This window comes from Bacillus sp. FSL L8-0358 (assembly GCF_038593095.1).
In the GTDB taxonomy this organism is placed as follows: domain Bacteria; phylum Bacillota; class Bacilli; order Bacillales; family Bacillaceae; genus Bacillus; species Bacillus subtilis.
This window is the reverse complement of sequence record NZ_CP151962.1, coordinates 2158206-2178328: the sequence shown is the minus strand read 5'-3', so window position 1 is coordinate 2178328 and position 20123 is coordinate 2158206. Positions and strand designations below refer to the sequence as shown.

The 20123-nt window shown below is 42.6% G+C and carries 29 protein-coding genes; 19 read left to right on the top strand and 10 right to left on the bottom strand.

Features of this window, described 5'->3' with window-relative positions:
* Positions 1 to 11 precede the first annotated feature (11 nt).
* The 3 genes from NYE49_RS10980 (at position 12) to exnP (ending at position 1481) form a co-directional block, all read left to right on the top strand.
* Positions 12 to 269, top strand: coding sequence for a YpbS family protein (locus NYE49_RS10980; RefSeq protein WP_047182778.1), 258 nt, complete (start codon positions 12 to 14; stop codon positions 267 to 269).
* Between the two features lie 74 nt (positions 270 to 343).
* On the top strand, positions 344 to 490 hold the full coding sequence (locus NYE49_RS10975; RefSeq protein WP_003230761.1) for a hypothetical protein: 147 nt from the start codon (positions 344 to 346) through the stop codon (positions 488 to 490).
* A 100-nt stretch (positions 491 to 590) separates the two neighbouring features.
* A complete protein-coding gene (gene exnP / locus NYE49_RS10970) occupies positions 591 to 1481 on the top strand; it encodes a 5'-3' exonuclease ExnP (RefSeq protein WP_015383924.1) in 891 nt (296 codons plus the stop codon).
* Between the two features lie 7 nt (positions 1482 to 1488).
* On the opposite strand, the gene sspL is transcribed toward exnP, so the two are convergent.
* Genes sspL through NYE49_RS10955 form a run of 3 tightly spaced genes read right to left on the bottom strand, consistent with a single transcriptional unit; the run spans position 1489 to position 2746 of the window.
* Positions 1489 to 1617: a small, acid-soluble spore protein L gene (gene sspL, locus NYE49_RS10965; RefSeq protein ID WP_003218255.1), complete on the bottom strand. Its 129-nt coding sequence runs from the start codon at positions 1615 to 1617 to the stop codon at positions 1489 to 1491.
* Positions 1618 to 1658: 41 nt separating this feature from the next.
* A complete protein-coding gene (locus NYE49_RS10960; RefSeq protein ID WP_047182777.1) occupies positions 1659 to 2057 on the bottom strand; it encodes a reverse transcriptase-like protein in 399 nt (132 codons plus the stop codon).
* Positions 2057 to 2746, bottom strand: coding sequence for a queuosine precursor transporter (locus NYE49_RS10955; protein WP_047182776.1), 690 nt, complete (start codon positions 2744 to 2746; stop codon positions 2057 to 2059). Before NYE49_RS10955 ends, NYE49_RS10960 begins: the two co-directional genes overlap by 1 nt.
* A gap of 82 nt (positions 2747 to 2828) precedes the next feature.
* On the opposite strand from NYE49_RS10955, the gene NYE49_RS10950 reads away from it, so the two are divergent.
* A complete protein-coding gene (locus NYE49_RS10950) occupies positions 2829 to 3509 on the top strand; it encodes a ribonuclease H family protein (RefSeq protein WP_047182775.1) in 681 nt (226 codons plus the stop codon).
* Entirely contained in the window at positions 3502 to 3684 is a 183-nt protein-coding gene (locus tag NYE49_RS10945; RefSeq protein WP_047182774.1) for a zinc-finger domain-containing protein, read from the top strand. Before NYE49_RS10950 ends, NYE49_RS10945 begins: the two co-directional genes overlap by 8 nt.
* 27 nt (positions 3685 to 3711) lie before the next feature.
* Here NYE49_RS10945 and NYE49_RS10940 read toward each other — a convergent pair whose 3' ends face one another.
* Positions 3712 to 3981 carry a DUF2564 family protein gene (locus tag NYE49_RS10940; RefSeq protein WP_015483360.1) on the bottom strand — a complete coding sequence of 90 codons (270 nt, stop codon included), beginning with the start codon at positions 3979 to 3981 and terminating at the stop codon, positions 3712 to 3714.
* 155 nt (positions 3982 to 4136) lie between these two features.
* Here NYE49_RS10940 and degR point away from each other — a divergent pair, with 155 nt between their 5' ends.
* The gene (gene degR / locus NYE49_RS10935; protein WP_003230774.1) at positions 4137 to 4319 is read left to right on the top strand and encodes a transcriptional regulator DegR; all 183 of its coding nucleotides are present in this window, start codon (positions 4137 to 4139) and stop codon (positions 4317 to 4319) included.
* 51 nt (positions 4320 to 4370) lie between these two features.
* Here the strand turns inward: degR and cspD are convergent, their stop codons facing one another.
* The 4 genes from cspD to metA all read right to left on the bottom strand — a co-directional run bounded on the left by cspD (position 4371) and on the right by metA (position 7097).
* Positions 4371 to 4571 carry a cold-shock protein CspD gene (gene cspD / locus NYE49_RS10930; RefSeq protein ID WP_003230776.1) on the bottom strand — a complete coding sequence of 67 codons (201 nt, stop codon included), beginning with the start codon at positions 4569 to 4571 and terminating at the stop codon, positions 4371 to 4373.
* A gap of 15 nt (positions 4572 to 4586) precedes the next feature.
* The gene (locus NYE49_RS10925; RefSeq protein ID WP_144052042.1) at positions 4587 to 4733 is read right to left on the bottom strand and encodes a hypothetical protein; all 147 of its coding nucleotides are present in this window, start codon (positions 4731 to 4733) and stop codon (positions 4587 to 4589) included.
* Positions 4734 to 4813: 80 nt separating this feature from the next.
* Entirely contained in the window at positions 4814 to 5962 is a 1149-nt protein-coding gene (locus NYE49_RS10920) for a diglucosyl diacylglycerol synthase (protein ID WP_015483359.1), read from the bottom strand.
* A gap of 229 nt (positions 5963 to 6191) precedes the next feature.
* Positions 6192 to 7097: a homoserine O-succinyltransferase gene (metA, locus tag NYE49_RS10915; protein ID WP_047182773.1), complete on the bottom strand. Its 906-nt coding sequence runs from the start codon at positions 7095 to 7097 to the stop codon at positions 6192 to 6194.
* A gap of 341 nt (positions 7098 to 7438) precedes the next feature.
* Here metA and NYE49_RS10910 point away from each other — a divergent pair, with 341 nt between their 5' ends.
* The 11 genes from NYE49_RS10910 (at position 7439) to NYE49_RS10860 (ending at position 16492) form a co-directional block, all read left to right on the top strand.
* The gene (locus tag NYE49_RS10910; protein ID WP_015383916.1) at positions 7439 to 7921 is read left to right on the top strand and encodes a glutathione peroxidase; all 483 of its coding nucleotides are present in this window, start codon (positions 7439 to 7441) and stop codon (positions 7919 to 7921) included.
* Between the two features lie 15 nt (positions 7922 to 7936).
* Positions 7937 to 8554 (top strand): Mn(2+)-dependent (deoxy)ribonucleoside pyrophosphohydrolase, encoded by a 618-nt coding sequence (gene hdhQ / locus NYE49_RS10905; RefSeq protein WP_015383915.1) that lies wholly within the window; start codon positions 7937 to 7939, stop codon positions 8552 to 8554.
* A gap of 59 nt (positions 8555 to 8613) precedes the next feature.
* Positions 8614 to 9747 (top strand): conserved virulence factor C family protein, encoded by a 1134-nt coding sequence (locus NYE49_RS10900; RefSeq protein ID WP_042976329.1) that lies wholly within the window; start codon positions 8614 to 8616, stop codon positions 9745 to 9747.
* A 288-nt stretch (positions 9748 to 10035) separates the two neighbouring features.
* The gene (gene ilvD / locus NYE49_RS10895) at positions 10036 to 11712 is read left to right on the top strand and encodes a dihydroxy-acid dehydratase (RefSeq protein WP_015483355.1); all 1677 of its coding nucleotides are present in this window, start codon (positions 10036 to 10038) and stop codon (positions 11710 to 11712) included.
* 106 nt (positions 11713 to 11818) lie between these two features.
* Positions 11819 to 12253, top strand: coding sequence for a bacilliredoxin BrxA (gene brxA, locus NYE49_RS10890; RefSeq protein WP_003230794.1), 435 nt, complete (start codon positions 11819 to 11821; stop codon positions 12251 to 12253).
* Positions 12254 to 12294: 41 nt separating this feature from the next.
* Positions 12295 to 13068 (top strand): class I SAM-dependent methyltransferase, encoded by a 774-nt coding sequence (locus tag NYE49_RS10885; protein ID WP_047182772.1) that lies wholly within the window; start codon positions 12295 to 12297, stop codon positions 13066 to 13068.
* Between the two features lie 259 nt (positions 13069 to 13327).
* Positions 13328 to 13939: a YpjP family protein gene (locus tag NYE49_RS10880; RefSeq protein ID WP_009967559.1), complete on the top strand. Its 612-nt coding sequence runs from the start codon at positions 13328 to 13330 to the stop codon at positions 13937 to 13939.
* A gap of 17 nt (positions 13940 to 13956) precedes the next feature.
* Entirely contained in the window at positions 13957 to 14490 is a 534-nt protein-coding gene (locus NYE49_RS10875; protein WP_003230797.1) for a phosphatidylglycerophosphatase A, read from the top strand.
* Between the two features lie 83 nt (positions 14491 to 14573).
* Positions 14574 to 15368: a thymidylate synthase gene (locus NYE49_RS10870; RefSeq protein ID WP_047182771.1), complete on the top strand. Its 795-nt coding sequence runs from the start codon at positions 14574 to 14576 to the stop codon at positions 15366 to 15368.
* Positions 15365 to 15871 carry a dihydrofolate reductase DfrA gene (gene dfrA / locus NYE49_RS10865; RefSeq protein ID WP_015383909.1) on the top strand — a complete coding sequence of 169 codons (507 nt, stop codon included), beginning with the start codon at positions 15365 to 15367 and terminating at the stop codon, positions 15869 to 15871. Before NYE49_RS10870 ends, dfrA begins: the two co-directional genes overlap by 4 nt.
* The gene (locus NYE49_RS10860; protein ID WP_015483352.1) at positions 15872 to 16492 is read left to right on the top strand and encodes a hypothetical protein; all 621 of its coding nucleotides are present in this window, start codon (positions 15872 to 15874) and stop codon (positions 16490 to 16492) included. It abuts the gene before it with no gap.
* 39 nt (positions 16493 to 16531) lie between these two features.
* On the opposite strand, the gene NYE49_RS10855 is transcribed toward NYE49_RS10860, so the two are convergent.
* Together NYE49_RS10855 and NYE49_RS10850 are read right to left on the bottom strand one after the other, a co-directional pair.
* Positions 16532 to 17173, bottom strand: coding sequence for a hemolysin III family protein (locus NYE49_RS10855; RefSeq protein ID WP_047182770.1), 642 nt, complete (start codon positions 17171 to 17173; stop codon positions 16532 to 16534).
* Positions 17174 to 17193: 20 nt separating this feature from the next.
* The gene (locus NYE49_RS10850; protein ID WP_047182769.1) at positions 17194 to 18189 is read right to left on the bottom strand and encodes a sigma-54-dependent transcriptional regulator; all 996 of its coding nucleotides are present in this window, start codon (positions 18187 to 18189) and stop codon (positions 17194 to 17196) included.
* Positions 18190 to 18437: 248 nt separating this feature from the next.
* Between NYE49_RS10850 and ilvA the strand changes: the two genes are divergently transcribed.
* On the top strand, positions 18438 to 19706 hold the full coding sequence (gene ilvA / locus NYE49_RS10845; RefSeq protein WP_047182768.1) for a threonine ammonia-lyase IlvA: 1269 nt from the start codon (positions 18438 to 18440) through the stop codon (positions 19704 to 19706).
* An 84-nt stretch (positions 19707 to 19790) separates the two neighbouring features.
* Positions 19791 to 20042, top strand: coding sequence for a DUF2535 family protein (locus tag NYE49_RS10840; protein ID WP_047182767.1), 252 nt, complete (start codon positions 19791 to 19793; stop codon positions 20040 to 20042).
* Positions 20043 to 20123 lie beyond the last annotated feature (81 nt).

The window sequence follows — 20123 nt, the reverse complement described above, 5'->3', positions numbered from 1 at the left end:
ATGAACGATTAATGTCAGAGGTACATAAAGCAATTTCAGCACATTCATCAAAACAGCACGAGCATATCAAAGCATTTATGCGTCTTGAAAATTTGCGTGAATTGGCGATTGAAGAAGCTGTTGCTAAATGCAAAAACGATGAGCCTTATACTACAGATGCAATTAATGAAATTACCGAGCAAATGAATCAGCTCGCTAAAAAAGGCATCGTCCCGGCAAGACGGCTTGTATCAAAAGAAATGGTCAGAGAATACGTAAGCCGCATGTAAGCTGGATGATCCTGTCGCGAGTGAACCTCCTGCCGGAAGCATATACTATATGCATCCGACGTAAGGGGGGATTCATGTTGGGCAGAACAAAGCTCGGAAACAGAAATGCACAGGCGAATAACAATGCCAAAAAGAAAAACGGATTTCAAACCCATTTTGACTCTTACGCAGGACGCGAAGCTGAAAAACTGATCGCCAGCAACAAAAGACACAACGATTGATAAATATCCAAACAGTATCTCTCATTAAAGAGATACTGTTTTTTATTTTTGGGCTGCTTTATGATAAAATAGAAGGAATGAAAGAAAAGGGAGTTATTTGATGAATAATAATAAACTATTGCTGGTTGACGGCATGGCTCTTTTATTCCGGGCCTTTTTTGCCACGGCCGTACATCGCAACTTTATGATAAATGACAGCGGGGTGCCGACGAACGGCGTCAACGGCTTTTTAAAGCATTTGATTACAGCTGTGGAAACATTCCAGCCGACACACGTCGTCTGCTGCTGGGACATGGGGAGCAAAACGTACCGAAATGACTTGTTCCAAGATTATAAGGCCAACCGCAGCGCGCCGCCTGTGGAGCTGATTCCGCAGTTTGATTTGGCAAAGGAAGCAGCCGCAGAGCTTGGAATCATGAATATTGGCTTTGCCGGCTATGAAGCGGATGACTGTATCGGTACTCTTGCCGATTTATTTGCGAATGAAGCGGACATTACGGTCGTAACAGGGGACAGAGATTTACTTCAGCTGTTAACGGATAAAGTAAGCGTTGCTTTGCTTCAAAAAGGAATCGGAAATTATAAAGTCTATACAAAAGAGATTTTTTATGAAGAAACAGGCGTAATGCCGAAGGCTTTGATTGATATTAAAGCGCTTATGGGAGATTCCAGTGATAACTATCCCGGAGTCAAAGGGATTGGAGAAAAAACAGCCTACAAACTGATTCGTGAATACGAAACGATTGACCGTTTATTGGAAAATCTTGCTCTTCTTCCAAAAGGACAGCAGGGAAAAATTCAGCAAGGTTTAAGCGATTTGGAGATGTCGAGGAAGCTTGCGGAAATTCATTGCTCAGTGCCGCTGGCCTGCACACTGAAAGACGCTTTATTTAATTTGCAAATGGAGCAGGCGGCTGACATGCTTCGCCGCCACCAAATCAAAGGAATTGAGCGTATGCTTGAAAAGCTGAACGCTAGAGAGATCGTTTAGATCTTCTCTAGCGTTTTGTATTGCTTTTTTTTGCTCTTTCCTCAAGCTCTGTTTTAGGGTCATTATGTGTATTGCCTTCCAGGTCGCCTTGCGGAGTAACACCGCCGGTCAGCCGGCCTTTATCTTTCTTTTTCATGTTAGTTCACCTCGCCATTAGGATGAACCAATGATCAAGATTTAATTCTTTTCATTCAGCCGAATCGCTTCTTTTGCCAGAAGATCGGCTTTTTGGTTTTGCTTGCCCGGTATCCATTTGATGAAAAAAAGAGGAAATGCCGCTTTTAATCGGATAATTTCTTCTACGAACGGTTGAAACGTTTTATTTTTAACCATTTCAAGCTCAGTGGCGCGTTCCACAATATCTGAATCGGTTCGAAAGGAAACCGATTGATACCCGCGCGTTGCACATAGCTTCATCCCTTCAATTAATGCAAGAAATTCCGCTTCCTGATTTGTATGCACTCCGATTGGAATAGAGAAGGATTCTGCTATTCCCTCATGTTTGATAAAAATGCCAATACCGGAAGGCCCGGGATTACCAGCGCTTGCTCCGTCTATGTATATTTCTGTAGGCATTATGAACTCCTTTCATCTTTAGGTATCATTTTTTTGGCTGCATATGCATAAGGCAATGAAATCAAAGATACCGCAAACTTAATCAAATATGTAGAAATAAAAATATGAAGCCACACGCCTGCCGGATAAATGCCGAGAAAGGCGACTGCAGTGAATATGAATGTATCAAACAGCTGGCTGACTGCTGTACTGCCGCCGTTTCTGAGCCATAAAAGCCGATCAGAAGGAAATATCCTTCTAATTGCCGAATATACATAAACATCCAGCGTTTGGCTGAAGATAAAGGCAAGCAGACTTCCTAACGCAACTCGCGGAAGGAATCCGAAGATCGTTTCCAGCGCTGGTTGTGATATGTCGCTGGAAGCCGGTTCGAAAAGCAGCACGCCCTGCATGACAAATGTCAGCGTCAGGAGCGTTGAGAATCCGAGCCATACCGCTTTTCTGGCTTCAGCTGGTCCGTATTTTTCATTCAGCACATCTGTCGCAAAAAAGATTGTGCCATACATCACATTCCCGAGTGTCGCTGTTAAGCCAAACAGTTCGACTGTTTTGACGACTTGGAGGTTGGCGCAGACTGTCGCAAAACCGATCCAAACAAACAGTCCCATTTTGCCAAATCCTTTATAAAATAAAAGAACAATGATAAAATGAATGATCGCAAAAAAGATCCAAAACGAATTATTAAACAAGATGAAAAAGCTTCCTTTCCGGGGTAAGATTGGTTTGATTATAGCATAAGCCCGGCAACTAATGAATGGTAAGGTGATTGTAATGAAGCTCAGACCGCATTTGAAAATAGAAGCAAAAGGAACGGGATCCGTCTCATTTTTTAGCGAAGACTGGCTGACAGCACAGCAGGCACGTATGCTCGCCAGAGAACTTGGCCGTTTTCCATACATGAAGGAGCTAGAGTTCGAAGACGAGAAAGGCGGCAGCTGGACGCTGAAGGAATTGGAAAAGCTGACAGAGGAGCTTGCTCAAGAGCCTGATGACATTACTGTTTATTTTGACGGCAGTTTCGATAAGGAGAGCGAATTGGCCGGTCTCGGGATCGTCATCTATTATTCATTGGGAGGAACCCGGCATCGCTTGAGAAAAAATAAAAGCTTCCGGCTGAAAACCAATAATGAAGCTGAATACGCAGCGCTTTATGAAGCAATAAGAGAAGTAAGAGAGCTTGGGGCAAGCAGAAATTCAATTACAATCAAAGGGGACTCGCTTGTTGTGCTGAATCAGCTTGACGGCAGCTGGCCTTGTTATGATCCATCTCATAATGAATGGCTCGACAAAATAGAAGCACTCCTTGAATCGCTGAAGCTTACTCCAACCTACGAAACGATACAACGAAAAGACAATCAGGAAGCTGACGGCCTCGCTAAAAAAATTCTATCCCATCAATTCGTAGAAAGCCACACGAAATTAGACCGTAACGGAGATGACGAAATTGAATAAGAAAATGATCTTTAAAGAACTGACAGAACTGCACGATGAATATTGCAAGGACTGTTTTATTAAGAAGCAGTTTCGCAAAGAATTTGGCAAAACTTATGCGCATTCATTTTGTATCAATAAATGTACGGTTGGTGAAAAGCTGAAACAATACGGAGATGTCTTAACCAATCACTAAAAATAAAAACCGCAGAAGCTGCGGTTTTTATTCTTTGAATTCATCGAGCTGATGCTCGCTGTCATCTAGCAGCTGCTGTTGCTGCTTTACAAATTCAGGATCATCGAGAGCTGCCAGCTCTTCAGATTGTGACAGTTCTCTAGCATCCTCAATGACTTGGTATGCAGAGTCGACTAATGTTTTGCTTTGGCCTCTCGTCGCAGCTCCTGTTGTTTTCTGCGCTGTTTCCACCGCTAGTTCCAGCTGCCGCTTATCCGTAAAGCCAGTCTGATCCTCATTATGAAATTCTGAAGTCACCAAAAACACCTCCGCCATTATTTTGCAGAGTTTTTTTGAAATTTATGTACCAAAATAGAAAAGAAAATAAAAATAAGCCGATATAACTATTGAACCAGAATAAATAGGACTGTTTTACTATTTGAGGTATCTTGATAGAGAAGGGGTACGCAGCTATGGATGATAAAGACTTGAAGTTGATCCTTCACAAAACATTTATAGAAATATACAGTGATTTAGAAGAACTGGCGGATATCGCGAAAAAAGGAAAACCGTCAATGGAAAAGTATGTTGAAGAGATTGAACAGAGGTGCAAACAAAACATTTTGGCGATTGAAATCCAGATGAAAATCAAATAGGAGAGGCGAATGCCTCTCCTCTATTTGTCATCTCATCATCATGTATTGAGTTTAGAGTTTTACAACATTAGAAGCTTGAGGTCCACGATTACCTTCGACAATTTCAAAAGAAACTTCTTGTCCTTCTTCTAATGATTTGTATCCATCTCCTTCGATAGCTGTGAAGTGAACAAATACATCGTCTCCGCCTTCAACTTCAATGAAGCCGAATCCTTTTTCGTTGTTGAACCATTTTACTTTACCGTTTTGCATATTGCTTAATTCCTCCTAGTACTGTAGCACCCGTGTGCTAAAAAAAATTTTGTCACCATTTAACGTTGATTCATTGTTAAATGATGGTTCAACTATACACCATCTGGGAGCACCCGTCAAGTTGTGAAACGGCTTATTTTTCAAAAGAAGGGCAAGTTTCATAAAAAAATGTAACCGCTTTTATTAATGGCTGAATATAAATAAAAAGAGCACACGATTTTCGTATGCTCTCTAGTACGCCATTAAGATAGTGCTTTGGCTTTTTGTTTGGCAGTCATCATTTCTGATTCCTTCAGGATATCCTCTAAAATCACTTCAGAGGAGTTTGCTAAATGAAGGTCCTTAATGTTTTTCTTCATGCGATGCAAGGTATCTTCATCTGCAAGAAGGGAAGTGACTGACTCGAGAATCTCTTCATGGCGGTTCACGACGATGGCAGCTCCGCGGTCTTCAAAGAAGTTTGCATTTTCTTTTTCCTGGCCAGGCACGGGTTTGTACAGAATGACAGGCACACCGATGGCTGTGGCTTCTGTCAAAGTAATGCCGCCAGGCTTGGTAATCATGCAATCTGTGATCCGGAATAGCTCATCAATGCGCTCCACATAGCCCAGAACTTTTAATTTGTCACCATTTTCCGCCTCAAGCGCACTCAAAGATTCTTTTAAAGCCGTATTTTTCCCGCACACGACAACCACTTGCACTTGGTCATCTTTGACAAGGTTTTCGCACAGCTCTTTTACGTTCTTTAATACACCGTGAGCACCTGCCATGATCAGAAGCACTTTTTTGTTTGGTGAAAGATTGTACTTTTTATATATCGGGCCAACCGGCATGGATTCTTCAAATTGCGGCCTGATTGGAATTCCTGTGATTTTTACGTTGCTTGGATGAGTGCCGATCTCCAGCAGTTTTTCCTTCACGTAATCTGTCGCCACATAATATTTATCCACGTTTTCGTGAACCCAAATTTTATGAAGACAAAAATCAGTCATAACGTTGAAGGTAGGAATGACTCTTCCGGTTCGGCGTCTGTATTCAGGCACGACGATCATCGGAAATGTATTAATAATAATATCGGGCTGATGTTCATCGACAAGTTCGCCCAATCTTTTATTACCCATTTTAAAGTAAATATTGAATTTGCGTTTATTATAGATTTTGTCAACTCCGTAATAAAACAAACGATAAAACTGTTTCCCGATTGAGAAGCTTTTTAAATAAAGGTATTGAGTTACCTCTGAAACAATCGGATTTGACTCTTGGTACAAATTAGAAACTGTTACATGCTGAAAGCCGAGCCGTACACATTGTTCATAAAGTGTTTTGGCTACCTGCACATGTCCATTTCCGTAATTTGCAGTCAAAATTAATACTCTTTTATTGGTATTCAAGTAAATTCACCTCAATGTAATCAACAACAAGCAAGCTTCATGCATCGTAAGGAGTTATTGTCTATACATAAACATAACACAAATACATAATCGAATTATTAATGCAGTGAAAAAGTTAAGCTAATTTTAAATGATTTGGATTCCAGTATTTTAAATTTTTGTTATACGCAGACTGAATCAGATGTATTTTATCATATTTTTTGCTCAGCGTATCACTAAAAAAGAAAAATTAGTCCCATTCATAAGGAGTTTCTTGGTAAACGTAATAATTCAGCCAATTCATAAACAATAATGTGGCATGCGCTTTCCAGCGATTCACTGGCTCGTTGCTGCCTTTTGCAAAATAATGTTTAGGTGCCTCGACAGTAGAAAGGTTTCGTTCCAAATCTCTTTCATACTCTTGAAGGAGCGTATTTGTATCATATTCAGGGTGCCCTGTCAAAAAGACTTGTTTTTCGTCTTTAGACACAACTAAGCAAACCCCGGCTTCCTTTGATGCGGTAAGAATGTTTAACTCGGGCACTGCTTGAAGCTGTTCCATATTTATATCTGTATGCCGGGAATGCGGCACGTAGTATAGCTCGTCAAAACCTCTTACCAATCTTTCGTGTTTTGAAAGAACGGTATGTTCGAACACACCGAAGATTTTTTTCGGCATTTGAATTTTTTCCACACCGTAATGGTAATACAAACCTGCTTGAGCACCCCAGCAAATATGCAAGGTTGAAGTGACATTTGTTTTGCTCCACTCCATAATTTCCTTGAGCTCTTCCCAATATGAAACCTCTTCAAACGCCAAATGCTCGATCGGCGCACCGGTGATAATCATGCCGTCAAACCTCTTGTGACGGATATTGGAAAAAGTCGTGTAAAATTCGTCAAGGTGTTCTCTCGCAGTATTTTTCGGCGTGTGTGTGCTTGGGATTAAAAATGTGAAATGAACCTGTAAAGGCGAATTTCCAAGCAATCTGAGAAGCTGAGTCTCTGTTTGGATTTTTTTCGGCATCAAATTTAATATAATAATTTTTTGCGGCCGGATATCCTGATGAAATGCTCTGCTTTCATCCATTACAAATATATGTTCACTTTCAAGCACCTGTTTTGCCGGCAGGTGTGTAGGTATATTAATAGGCAACGTGCCACCTCCATTATTTCCCCGTTTAATTTTCTTCATTATAGGAATTTTCACGCCAATTTTCAATCTATCTATACGTGTTGAGGGGGAAACAACAGAAAACTCTTTAAATAAAACGCACTGACATGCCTTTTGGTTTCACAGTAAAATGATTTTCAAAGATGTCAGAGGGAATTGTAATGTTTTATAGAATGATAAGATAAAAAATGAGCCATATGAATTGATAATGAACGGACGCTCATATCGTTAAGTTTCTTATGAGTTCTTAATTGATGTTTACATTTTGAATTGCGATTTAAAAAAGGTAAAATAATCAGCACCAGGGAATAGGAGGGACTTACATGTCTATTTATCATATGAAGGTACGTACAATCACAGGGAAAGACATGACACTTCAGCCTTTCGCGGGAAAGGTACTGATGATCGTGAATACAGCAAGTAAGTGCGGTTTTACTCCCCAATTGAAGCAGCTGCAGGAATTATATGATACATATCAGCAGGAGGGGCTGGAGATCTTAGGGTTCCCCTGCAATCAATTCATGAACCAAGAGCCTGGTGAAGAGGCTGACATACAGGAATTTTGTGAAACAAATTACGGTGTTACATTTCCTATGTTTTCAAAAGTGGATGTAAACGGGAAAAACGCCCACCCGCTGTTTGTGTATTTGACAGAACATGCGAAAGGGATGCTGGGAACTAAGGCGATCAAGTGGAATTTCACGAAATTTATAGTGGATAGAAATGGAGAAATCGTTGGCCGTTATTCACCAAATACAAATCCGAAAGAGCTGGAAGACGATATCGTGAAGCTATTAGAGCAATAAAAAGAGGGTGCTTTTATGAAGGAATTGAAGCAGGAAGAGCAAATCAGGGCATGGGTTCAATCTATCCTGACTAAGGAAAGCTCTGGACATGACTGGCATCATGTATCAAGAGTAGCAGATCTTGCAGCGTATATTGGAGAAAAGGAAAAAGCGGATTTGTTCATTGTTGAAACGGCGGCTTTGGTTCATGATTTAATTGATGTGAAGCTGCCTGACACGGTCAGGCTTTCTGTGAGCGAAGTATATGATCAGCTCGTTTTTTTCGGAGTAGGAAAAGAGAATGCAGACAGAGTGATTCATATTATAACAAGGATGTCCTTTCGAGACAGGGAAAAGCTGGCGAACGAGCCGCTCTCAATTGAGGGAAAAGCCGTACAGGATGCTGACAGACTTGATGCGATTGGTGCTGTCGGCATTGCGAGAGCTTTCATGTTTGCGGGCGCAAACGGGCATGGCCTTTATGGAGATGATCGAAGCGCCTACGCTCATTTTTTTCATAAGCTGCTGCGGCTGAAAGATATGATGAATACAGACACTGCACGGGAACTGGCAGAAGAAAGACACAATTTTATGCTTCAGTTTGTCCGCCAATTAGAAAAAGAAATACCCGGGATTGATGCCAAAACGTCGTAATAGAAGGCTTGGAGCGACTATGATAGAATAAGTCACAGATATGCTATAGGAGGACGATCATGAAGATAAAATCAATTGAACCTACACCAAGCCCGAATACAATGAAAGTCATCTTAACGGAAGAGCTTCCGGCGGGTAAAAGCAATAACTATAAACCTGAGCAAGCAGAAGGCGCACCGCCTGTTATAGCGGAAATCCTTAAAATAGATGGAGTTAAAGGGGTATATCACGTCGCAGATTTTCTTGCTGTTGAACGGAATGCAAGATACGACTGGAAAGACATTTTACCGCAAGTCCGCACTGCATTTGGGATGGAAAGTGCTGAAAGCGCAGAAGAAAATCGTTCTGATCAAGAATCTTTTGGAGAGGTAAAAGTTTTTGTGCAGATGTTCAGCGGCATTCCTATGCAAGTTAAATTAACCGATGGAGAGCGGGAAGAACGCTTCGGCTTACCTGAACGCTTTCAGCAGGCGATCTTAAAACTTAGATCTGAAGCTTCCAATGTTGTGTTTGAGCGGGCTTGGAAAGAACAAGGTGTCAGATTCGGTGACTTTGATGAAATCGGCCATGACGTGACAGAAGAGCTTCAGGCGGCATACAGTGATGAACGGCTGAAACGACTGACTGAAGCAGCCGCTCAAGGAAAGGGCGAAGCAAAACAAGCTGTACAGCGCAAAGCGTATAAAGTAACGCTTGACATGCTGGATGATGAGGACTGGAAAAAGCGTTATGCACACTTGGAACAGATGGATCCGAAAGAAGAGGATATCCCGGTTTTACAGAAGGCATTGGATGATCCAAAGGTGTCCATCAGAAGACAGGCAGTTGTGTACTTAGGAATGATTGAAACACCTGATGTTCTTCCTCTATTGTATAAAGCACTTGAGGACAAAGCTGTATCAGTCAGAAGAACGGCCGGAGACTGCCTGTCTGATATCGGCGATCCTCAAGCCATTCCTGCTATGATCAAGTCGTTAAGCGACTCCAGCAAGCTTGTTCGCTGGCGTGCGGCCATGTTCCTGTACGAAGTCGGCGATGAAAGTGCAATTGAAGCTTTGCGCGCTGCCGAAGATGACCCCGAATTTGAGGTCAGCCTTCAAGTCAAAATGGCGCTTGAACGTATTGAGCATGGAGAAGAAGCAAAAGGTTCTGTTTGGAAACAAATGACGGAAAGCAGAAAAAAAGGCGAATAAAGATAAAAAAGGTGCAGATCATGCACCTTTTTTATGTGAATTCACTTTTTATAAAAATTATTTCGAATATTGTTGAAAAATATCCGAAAACTATTTATAGTAAGTAACAATATTAATAGTTGGAGGGTTCAAATCGAAAGAAAGCTATATAAATATAAAAACATGAAAGAACAAAACAAGGTGAGGGCGGCCTGTATTTATCTTATTTGCAAAAACAGCCCATAAATAAACTGAAAATTGTCAAAATAAAATCCAATCAAACAATTGAAAGAATTTAGGAGGATCACCATGGCAGAATTACGCAGTAATATGATCACACAAGGAATCGATAGAGCTCCGCACCGCAGTTTGCTTCGTGCAGCAGGGGTAAAAGAAGAGGATTTCGGCAAGCCGTTTATTGCGGTGTGTAATTCATACATTGATATCGTTCCCGGTCATGTTCACTTGCAGGAGTTTGGGAAAATCGTAAAAGAAGCAATCAGAGAAGCAGGGGGCGTGCCGTTTGAATTTAATACCATTGGGGTAGATGATGGCATCGCAATGGGGCATATCGGTATGAGATATTCGCTGCCAAGCCGTGAAATTATCGCAGACTCTGTGGAAACGGTTGTATCCGCACACTGGTTTGACGGAATGGTCTGTATTCCGAACTGCGACAAAATCACACCGGGAATGCTTATGGCGGCAATGCGCATCAACATTCCGACGATTTTTGTCAGCGGCGGACCGATGGCGGCAGGAAGAACAAGTGACGGGCGAAAAATCTCCCTTTCCTCAGTATTCGAAGGGGTAGGCGCCTACCAAGCAGGGAAAATCAACGAAAACGAGCTTCAAGAACTAGAGCAGTTCGGATGCCCAACGTGCGGGTCTTGCTCAGGCATGTTTACGGCGAACTCAATGAACTGTCTGTCAGAAGCACTTGGTCTTGCCTTGCCGGGTAATGGAACCATTCTGGCGACATCTCCGGAACGCAAAGAGTTTGTGAGAAAATCGGCTGCGCAATTAATGGAAACGATTCGCAAAGATATTAAACCGCGTGATATCGTTACAGTAAAAGCGATTGATAACGCGTTTGCACTCGATATGGCGCTCGGAGGTTCTACAAATACCGTTCTTCATACGCTTGCCCTTGCAAACGAAGCCGGCGTTGAATACTCTTTAGAACGCATTAACGAAGTCGCTGAGCGCGTGCCGCACTTGGCCAAGCTGGCGCCTGCATCGGATGTGTTTATTGAAGATCTTCATGAAGCGGGCGGCGTGTCAGCGGCTCTGAATGAGCTTTCCAAGAAAGAAGGAGCGCTTCATTTAGATGCGCTGACTGTTACAGGGAAAACTCTTGGAGAAACCATTGCCGGACATGAAGTAAAGGATTATGACGTCATTCATCCGCTGGATCAACCATTCACTGAAAAGGGTGGCCTTGCTGTTTTATTCGGTAATCTAGCTCCGGACGGCGCTATCATTAAAACAGGCGGCGTACAGAATGGGATTACAAGACACGAAGGGCCGGCTGTCGTATTCGATTCTCAGGACGAGGCGCTTGACGGCATTATCAACCGAAAAGTAAAAGAAGGCGACGTTGTCATCATCAGATACGAAGGGCCAAAAGGCGGACCTGGCATGCCGGAAATGCTGGCGCCAACATCCCAAATCGTTGGAATGGGACTCGGACCAAAAGTGGCATTGATTACGGATGGACGTTTTTCCGGAGCCTCCCGTGGCCTCTCAATCGGCCACGTATCACCTGAGGCAGCTGAGGGCGGGCCGCTTGCCTTTGTGGAAAACGGAGACCATATTATCGTTGATATTGAAAAACGTATCTTGGATGTACAAGTGCCAGAAGAAGAGTGGGAAAAACGAAGAGCGAACTGGAAAGGTTTTGAACCGAAAGTGAAAACCGGCTACCTGGCACGTTATTCTAAACTTGTGACAAGTGCCAACACCGGCGGTATTATGAAAATCTAGATAGCTGGGGACACTTTCTTTTATTTTAAGGCGTGAACATTTGAAATCCGGCCCTCTCTATAGTATCCTTTACTTCAGATGAAGGATACTAGAGGGGGCTTTTTTTATGTCAATGGCTTATGAAGAATACATGCGCCAGCTTGTCGTACCGATGCGCCGCGAGCTGACTGGAGCAGGTTTTGAAGAGTTAACAACAGCGGAAGAAGTAGAAAACTTTATGGAAAAGGCAGAGGGCACAACTCTTGTAGTCGTTAACTCTGTATGCGGCTGCGCGGCAGGCCTTGCGCGTCCTGCGGCTACGCAGGCAGTCCTCCAGAATGACAAAACACCTGACAATACGGTGACTGTTTTTGCGGGCCAAGATAAAGAAGCTACTGCGAAAATGCGTGAGTATTTTACTGGCCAGGAGCCTTCTTCACCATCAATGGCTCTTTTGAAAGGCAAAGAAGTCGTACATTTTATTCCGCGTCATGAAATTGAAGGACACGATATGGAAGAAATTATGAAAAACCTGACTGCTGCCTTCGATGCGCACTGCTAAATGCCCGTTTTCCGGGCATTTTCTTTTTGGGAGTACAGAAGATGATAACAACAAGCTATAGACCGTCTGAACACACCATAAAAACCGCAAAGCAGCTTTCTAAAGAGCTAAATATGCCATACTGCGGCCGGAATAAACAAACGGTTGAACACCTGCTGAAGTCAGCTGAACGTGATTTGCTTGTGGTCGGCAAAGAGCGGTTTGAGCTGTATACGAAACAAGGTGCCAAATTCTTTTTTCATCCGAATACAGCGATGTTCAGAGCCAAACGCTTTTTACGGGGCGAGCAAGAGCCTATGCTTCGGGCTGCCGGCTTATCTGAAGGAGATACGTTTTTAGATTGCACACTCGGGCTGGGGTCAGATGCCATTATCGCAAGTATGGCGGTAGGCGAAACGGGTTCTGTTGTTGGGATTGAAAAAAACCATCTTGTGTCTGTTTTAGTGAGGATGGGGCTGCATTCATGGGAAACGGGTATAGAAGAGCTTCAAGCTGCGATGAGAAGAATCCAGGTGAAGAATGGTGATTGCTTAGAATACATCAAGCAGCTTCCTGACAACTCTGTTGATGTGGTTTATTTCGATCCAATGTTTCATGAACCTGTAGAGACCTCTGACGGCATCGCGCCTTTACGTGATTTGGCAGAGGGTTCCGTTTTGCACGAAGGATGTATCAATGAAGCGGTACGAGTCGCCAGAAAAAGCGTTGTGCTAAAAGACCACTGGAAAAGCCCGCGGTTTGAACAGTTTGGTTTTAACGTCATGAAAAGAAAGACAGCACTGTTCCATTATGGCGTCATTCAAACAAGCCCGTGATTCATATCACGGGCTTTCTGTTAATCGGTGACCTCCATGACGACAAAGTATAACAATGTTAAGAGTGAAACTGTGGCAAACAGAGCGTCAATCATGCGGAAAGCCTCCTTTCATGGAATATTGTAAGCGTTTTTACACAAAGTGCATAGCAACGAATCTCCTAATTTGCATTTCAGTTTCATATAGTACATGACTTGCATGTTTTGGATGTGCTAAAATAAGAGAAACATGACAATAAAATAGAGAGGAATAAGCAGTCATGAAATTGTGGATGAGAAAGACCCTTGTGGTTTTATTTACCATTGTAACGTTCGGGCTCGTATCTCCTCCGGCTGCCCTTATGGCGGACAAGCCTTCCGGACAGCCGAGCAGTCTTGAGCAGAATGATTACACCGCTTTTTATGATGAGCATGACCTGTACGATGATGAGTCGGATGACAGGCGAGATCCTGAACTGCTTTTTCAATCGTACAAGGAACAGCTCCTTGACAGCGCTGAGGATCAGTCCTTTTTAAAATTCGGCAGCAGAATCGCTCCGGTCATTGAGGATGACTATCGGAAAGAGATCCTGCCAAAAATCGAAAATGTGATTAGTGATTATTTAGCGACATTGCAAGATGATGAGGCGTACCAAGATGTTGTGATCTCAAGCATGCCTTCAGCGGGCAAAACGGAAAAAATTTTCAACGTTTACAATCGGACAACTGGAGAAGATCTTCTCAGATTCCATGTGCGAAGAGACCACCCGCCTCATGACGGCTACTGGTTTAATTTTCATTATCATACAGCAGAAGATGGATTTCAATCACATCATGAGCTTGGGAGCATTTACTGGGACCGCAACACGCCTCCCAACTGGATGAGTGCCTAAAGGAGATGCCATTAGACATGAAAAAGTACACAATGAATGAAATGGTCGATATAACAAAGGATATGCTGAACAAACGGGGCGTTATGATAGAAGATATTGCGCGGATTGTTCAAAAACTTCAGGAAAAATACAATCCAAATCTGCCGCTCAGTGTTTGCATGGAGAATGTAGAAAAAGTCCTGAACAAACGTGAAATTATTCATGCTGTTTTGACAGGCCTTGCACTCGATCAGCTTGCAGAACAGAAGCTTCTCCCCGAGCCCCTGCAGCACCTTGTTGAAACGGATGAACCGCTTTACGGCATAGATGAAATTATCCCGCTTTCAATCGTTAATGTGTACGGGTCGATCGGTTTGACCAATTTCGGTTATTTGGATAAAGAGAAGATTGGAATTATTAAGGAACTTGATGAAAGTCCAGACGGTATTCATACCTTTTTGGATGATATTGTGGCAGCTCTTGCTGCAGCAGCGGCGAGCAGAATTGCACATACGCATCAGGATCTGCAAGATGAAGAAAAAGAACAGGATGAAAAGCCTGTCGTCAGCTGACTATAAAAAAATCATTTCTGGGTTCAGAAATGATTTTTTATTGTGTTACACTACTAGAAGACTACTTTTAAAGGATGAAAAAAATGAAACAGTATAAGGATTTATGCAGACATGTTTTAGAGCATGGTGAGAAAAAGGGAGACCGGACAGGGACCGGAACAATCAGCACTTTCGGATATCAAATGAGATATAATTTATGGGAAGGCTTTCCGATGCTCACCACTAAAAAACTCCACTTTAAATCAATTGCGCATGAACTGCTGTGGTTCTTAAAAGGAGATACGAATGTACGCTATCTGCAGGAAAACGGAGTGCGGATCTGGAATGAGTGGGCTGATGAAAACGGTGAACTTGGACCTGTATATGGCTCCCAATGGCGTTCTTGGCGGGGAGCTGATGGAGAAACCATTGATCAAATTTCCCGTCTTATTGAAGATATTAAGACAAATCCGAACTCCAGACGCTTAATCGTCAGCGCCTGGAATGTTGGTGAAATTGATAAAATGGCGTTGCCGCCGTGCCATTGCCTGTTCCAATTCTATGTGTCTGACGGCAAGCTGTCCTGTCAGCTTTATCAGCGCTCTGCCGATGTTTTCTTAGGTGTGCCGTTTAATATTGCATCTTATGCCCTGCTAACCAAGATGATTGCTCATGTGACTGGGCTTGAACCGGGCGAGTTCATCCATACATTTGGTGATGTTCATATCTATCAAAATCATATTGAACAAGTCAATTTGCAGCTGGAAAGAGATGTTAGACCGCTTCCGAAGCTTCGTTTCGCCAGAAAGGTTGATTCTATTTTTAACTTTGCATTTGAGGACTTTATCATCAAGGATTATGATCCGCATCCTCATATAAAAGGGGCGGTCAGCGTATGATTTCATTCATTTTTGCGATGGATGCCAACAGGCTTATCGGCAAAGACAATGATTTGCCGTGGCATTTGCCCAATGATCTTGCATACTTTAAGAAAGTAACATCGGGCCATTCAATCATTATGGGCCGGAAAACATTTGAATCGATCGGACGTCCGCTTCCAAATCGGAAAAATATTGTCGTTACCTCAGCGCCGGCTTCAGAATTTCCGGGATGCACGGTTGTCAGTTCATTAAAGGATGTACTGGACATTTGTTCAGGCCCTGAAGAATGCTTTGTGATCGGAGGAGCTCAGCTCTATACGGACCTGTTCCCTTATGCGGACAGACTGTATATGACGAAAATTCATCACGAGTTTGAGGGTGACCGTCACTTCCCTGAATTTGATGAATCCAATTGGAAGCTGGTTTCTTCTGAGCAGGGGATCAAAGACGAAAAAAACCCGTATGATTACGAATTTCTAATGTATGAAAAAAAGAATTCTTCTAAAGCGGGAGGATTTTAATTGGTTCGCTACAGCCTTCTAGTGGTTTATATTGTGTATATGCTGTTAAAAAATATGAAACAATTATTTAATCAAACAATGCTCGATCCCCGTCTGTCATACAAAAAACAGATGACTCTTGTGTACGAACAGCCAAAGGCGTTTTTGGAAGGCTGTATCGGCATCTCCGGTTCAGTTGTGACGATCCATCAGCCAGAGCCAATACCACACGGTCCTGTTTTGTATGTGCATCCCCGTTTGCGTTTGGCTGAACTGGCCTTAATTGCTGGATATATTGAGGAACCGGCCGGCTTTATCGCCAACCCAAAAGTGTTCCGCTTGCCTTTTATCGGGCAATGGCTGGATCGGATGGATGTGATTTCAGACGGTGATTCAGAAAAGGTATATGAAGATGTGAAAAAACAGCTGGAAAAGGGACAAAGCCTGATTCTTTCACTAGATGGTTCTATTGATCCTGTAGAGCTTGCGGCCCGCTATCATCTTCCGTTGGTGATGGTGGAAACGAAAGGAACAGATAACATGCAAAAGGGCTCGTTTTTTAAACGCTTAAAACCGGCAGACATTGAATTGTCCTTTTCAAAAGCTTATATACCTGCCAATGAAAAACAATTACGTGCATAAAAAAAGCGCAGTCGTGAAGACTGCGCTTTTCTGTTACTGTTACGAAAGGAACGGCACCTTTACACAATAGAAGAGCACGCAGAAAAACATAGCAGCGCTTCCGCCCAATACAAAGCTGTGCCAAATGGCATGATGGAAGGGGATCTTTTTCCAAATGTAAAAGATGGTTCCGACAGAGTATAAAATGCCGCCGAGAAAAAGGAGGCTGAATCCTGCTCCGCTCAGTGAAGCATATAAAGGTTTAACTGCAATAATCATCAGCCACCCCATGACTAAATACACGAAGGTTGACAATAGGATAAACCGTTTCACGAAGAAAATTTTAAAAACGATTCCGCCTAGGGCAAGTGACCATACGATAACCAACAGGGTATAGCCGAGTGTGCCTTTCAGCGGCCCAAGCAAAAAAGGCGTGTAGGTTCCGGCGATGAGTACGTAAATCGCGCTATGATCAATAATCTCCAAAATGTCCTTCGTTTTTTTATGTGTGATGCTGTGAAGCAGGGTGGAGCTCAAATATAACAGCAGCATAGAGACACCGAATATTGTAAAGCTGACAATGTCCCATGCAGACCCGTAATTAGCCGCAAATATGATTAGAAACACTAATGCTGGGATGGATAAGAGGACACCGATGCCGTGTGTAATCGCATTGGCGATCTCTTCTTTGATTGTAAACAAGTACATTCTCCTTTCGATCGCTAGATCATTTGATTTTTTAACGTCTCTATAAAGCTCAAGCCCTCAAAGGTAATTTTTGTGCCTGCGCGTCCGCGGCTTTTGGTGACATAATCTTTTTTCTCCAAATAGTCGAGACGGCTTCTGACCTGCTGAGGAGTTAACGAGGTTTGGGTATTTTTGCTGTGTTCAGAAATGATCCGTCTGCTGGCAGGTTCTCCTTTTTCGTTCAATACTTTTATTGTTTCCAAAATAAATAAAAACTCAGCTTTTTCCATTAAAGTCAGCAGCTTCGCTTTTTTCTTCGACGTTTTTCCGTCTATCGCGCCTCTAATATATGGCGGCAGGTCATATGGCTGAATCGTTCCTCCGCTTGATACTGCCGCCATATAATCTGCAGCGTTTTTTAATTCCCTGACATTGCCTTCAAATGTATGCTTCTCAAGCACCTGAAAAACGGAGGGATCGATTAACATTTGCTGATCGGAATTTGAGAGAAAATGCTGTGTCAAAAGCGGAATATCGCTTTTTCGTTCCGATAATTCGGGCAGTGTGAGCGTTAAAATGTTCAGTCTGTAGAATAAGTCTTGCCTGAAGGTATGTTCCACGGATCGGTCTGCAGAAGCACAGATCATTCGCGGTTTCTCCGTGTCTGAATCAAGCGCTTTTAACAGCTGAGCTTGTACAGAAGCAGGCATGCACCATATATCATCAAGAAAAAGGGTTCCTCGTACCGCTTTTTGAAAAACACCTGTGTTTCTGTTAGGGCCAAAAAGCTCATGAATAAGGGTTTCTTCCGAATGGGTGCTGCAATTGACGATTATAAACGGTTCATTGCTTCTCGAAGATTCCAAGTGTATGGCATGTGCGAAGTGATTTTTGCCTGTTCCGATTTTTCCTGTTATTAAGACAGGAAGCTCTGATAACGAGAACTGCTTGGCGATTCGCTTCGCTTCCAGGAAAGTTTGATGTTCTCCGATTAGATGTTGAAATGTATTGAGTTTTGGTGCACTATTCATCAATTGGCTCCTTTTGGTTCTAATTGGTTTCATTATATCATGCCTTTTGGTTGAAAACACCCTTTATTTTACGATCATCTTTTTTCTTGGCTCTGCAGGATAATGGTTGAACAGAAGTTACCACAAGATGTGGTGGGCATAGTCTGTATTTTTTTAATTATTAAATAAAAATAATTGTCTTATTTTTTGAATATTCGTGTTATAATGGCATATTAAATAGGGATTTAAAACAAGAAAGGAATCTGTACATGAAACCGTTGCTTAAAGAAAACTCTCTCATCCAAGTGAAAGACATTTTGAAGGCTCACCAAAACGTAAAGGACGTTGTCATTCACACACCTTTGCAGAGGAATGACAGACTTTCTGAGAGATATGAATGCAATATTTATTTAAAACGTGAAGACTTGCAAGTTGTCAGATCTTTTAAGCTCAGAGGGGCTTATCATAAAATGAAACAGCTTTCCAGCGAGCAGACAGAGAACGGGGTTGTGTGTGCAAGTGCCGGAAACCACGCTCAAGGTGTGGCATTTTCGTGTAAACATCTTGGCATTCACGGGAAAATTTTTATGCCGTCTACTACACCGAGACAAAAAGTATCTCAAGTTGAACTATTCGGAAAAGGATTTATTGATATTATTTTGACAGGCGATACGTTTGACGATGCGTATAAAAGCGCTGTTGAATGCTGTGAGGCGGAATCTCGGACGTTTATCCATCCGTTCGATGATCCGGATGTGATGGCCGGACAGGGAACGCTCGCGGTCGAGATTTTAAACGACATTGATACAGAACCGCATTTTCTTTTTGCAAGTGTCGGAGGCGGCGGCCTTCTCTCTGGGGTAGGTACATATTTGAAAAACGTGTCTCCTGATACAAAGATAATTGCTGTTGAGCCGGTGGGAGCGGCATCCTATTTTGAATCAAATAAAGCTGGGCATGTCGTCACACTTGATAAAATTGATAAGTTTGTAGATGGGGCGGCTGTTAAAAAAATTGGCGAGGAAACCTTCCGGACGCTGGAATCTGTCGTTGATGACATTCTCCTTGTGCCTGAAGGAAAAGTATGTACATCCATTCTTGAATTATATAACGAATGTGCGATTGTTGCTGAACCGGCTGGAGCTCTTTCTGTCGCAGCGCTTGATTTGTACAAGAATGAAATTAAAGGAAAAAATGTGGTGTGTGTGGTAAGCGGGGGCAATAACGATATCGGAAGAATGCAGGAAATGAAGGAGCGTTCCTTGATTTTTGAAGGTCTTCAGCATTATTTTATCGTCAACTTTCCGCAAAGAGCGGGGGCGCTCCGCGAATTTCTTGACGAAGTCCTCGGGCCGAATGATGACATTACAAGGTTTGAATATACGAAGAAAAATAATAAAAGCAACGGACCTGCTCTTGTCGGCATTGAGCTGCAGAACAAAGCCGACTATGGGCCGCTGATTGAACGGATGAACAAAAAACCGTTTCATTATGTAGAGGTGAACAAGGATGAGGACTTGTTCCATTTGCTGATCTAATTTTTTACACAACCGCGCAAAATGACAGACAGACCGGCTGGCATCATATATAATAGAAGAAAAACAAAAAAGAGGATTGATAGCTTGTTACTCAAAAGCCTAGAGTTCAAACGCGGTGACGGGATTCAGGTGAAAGTGACAGAAATACCTGTATTAAAGGAAGATGAGCACTATTTCTTTATGTTACATCACCATTTGCAATTCTACTTAAAAGAAGTGTTTTCATCAAACAGCAGGGCAAAAGTGTATTCTTTCCGACATTATATGAAGCGCCGGATGAAGTGGGCAGATTATAAGGCTGTATTTCATCAAGAGGTGTTAAAGCACAACGCGTAACATGCCGTTTTTTACCTGCATGCCCTCCTTTGTAATCGTTAATGGGGAGGCATGCAGGATTTTTTTTGCTCAGTATCGAAT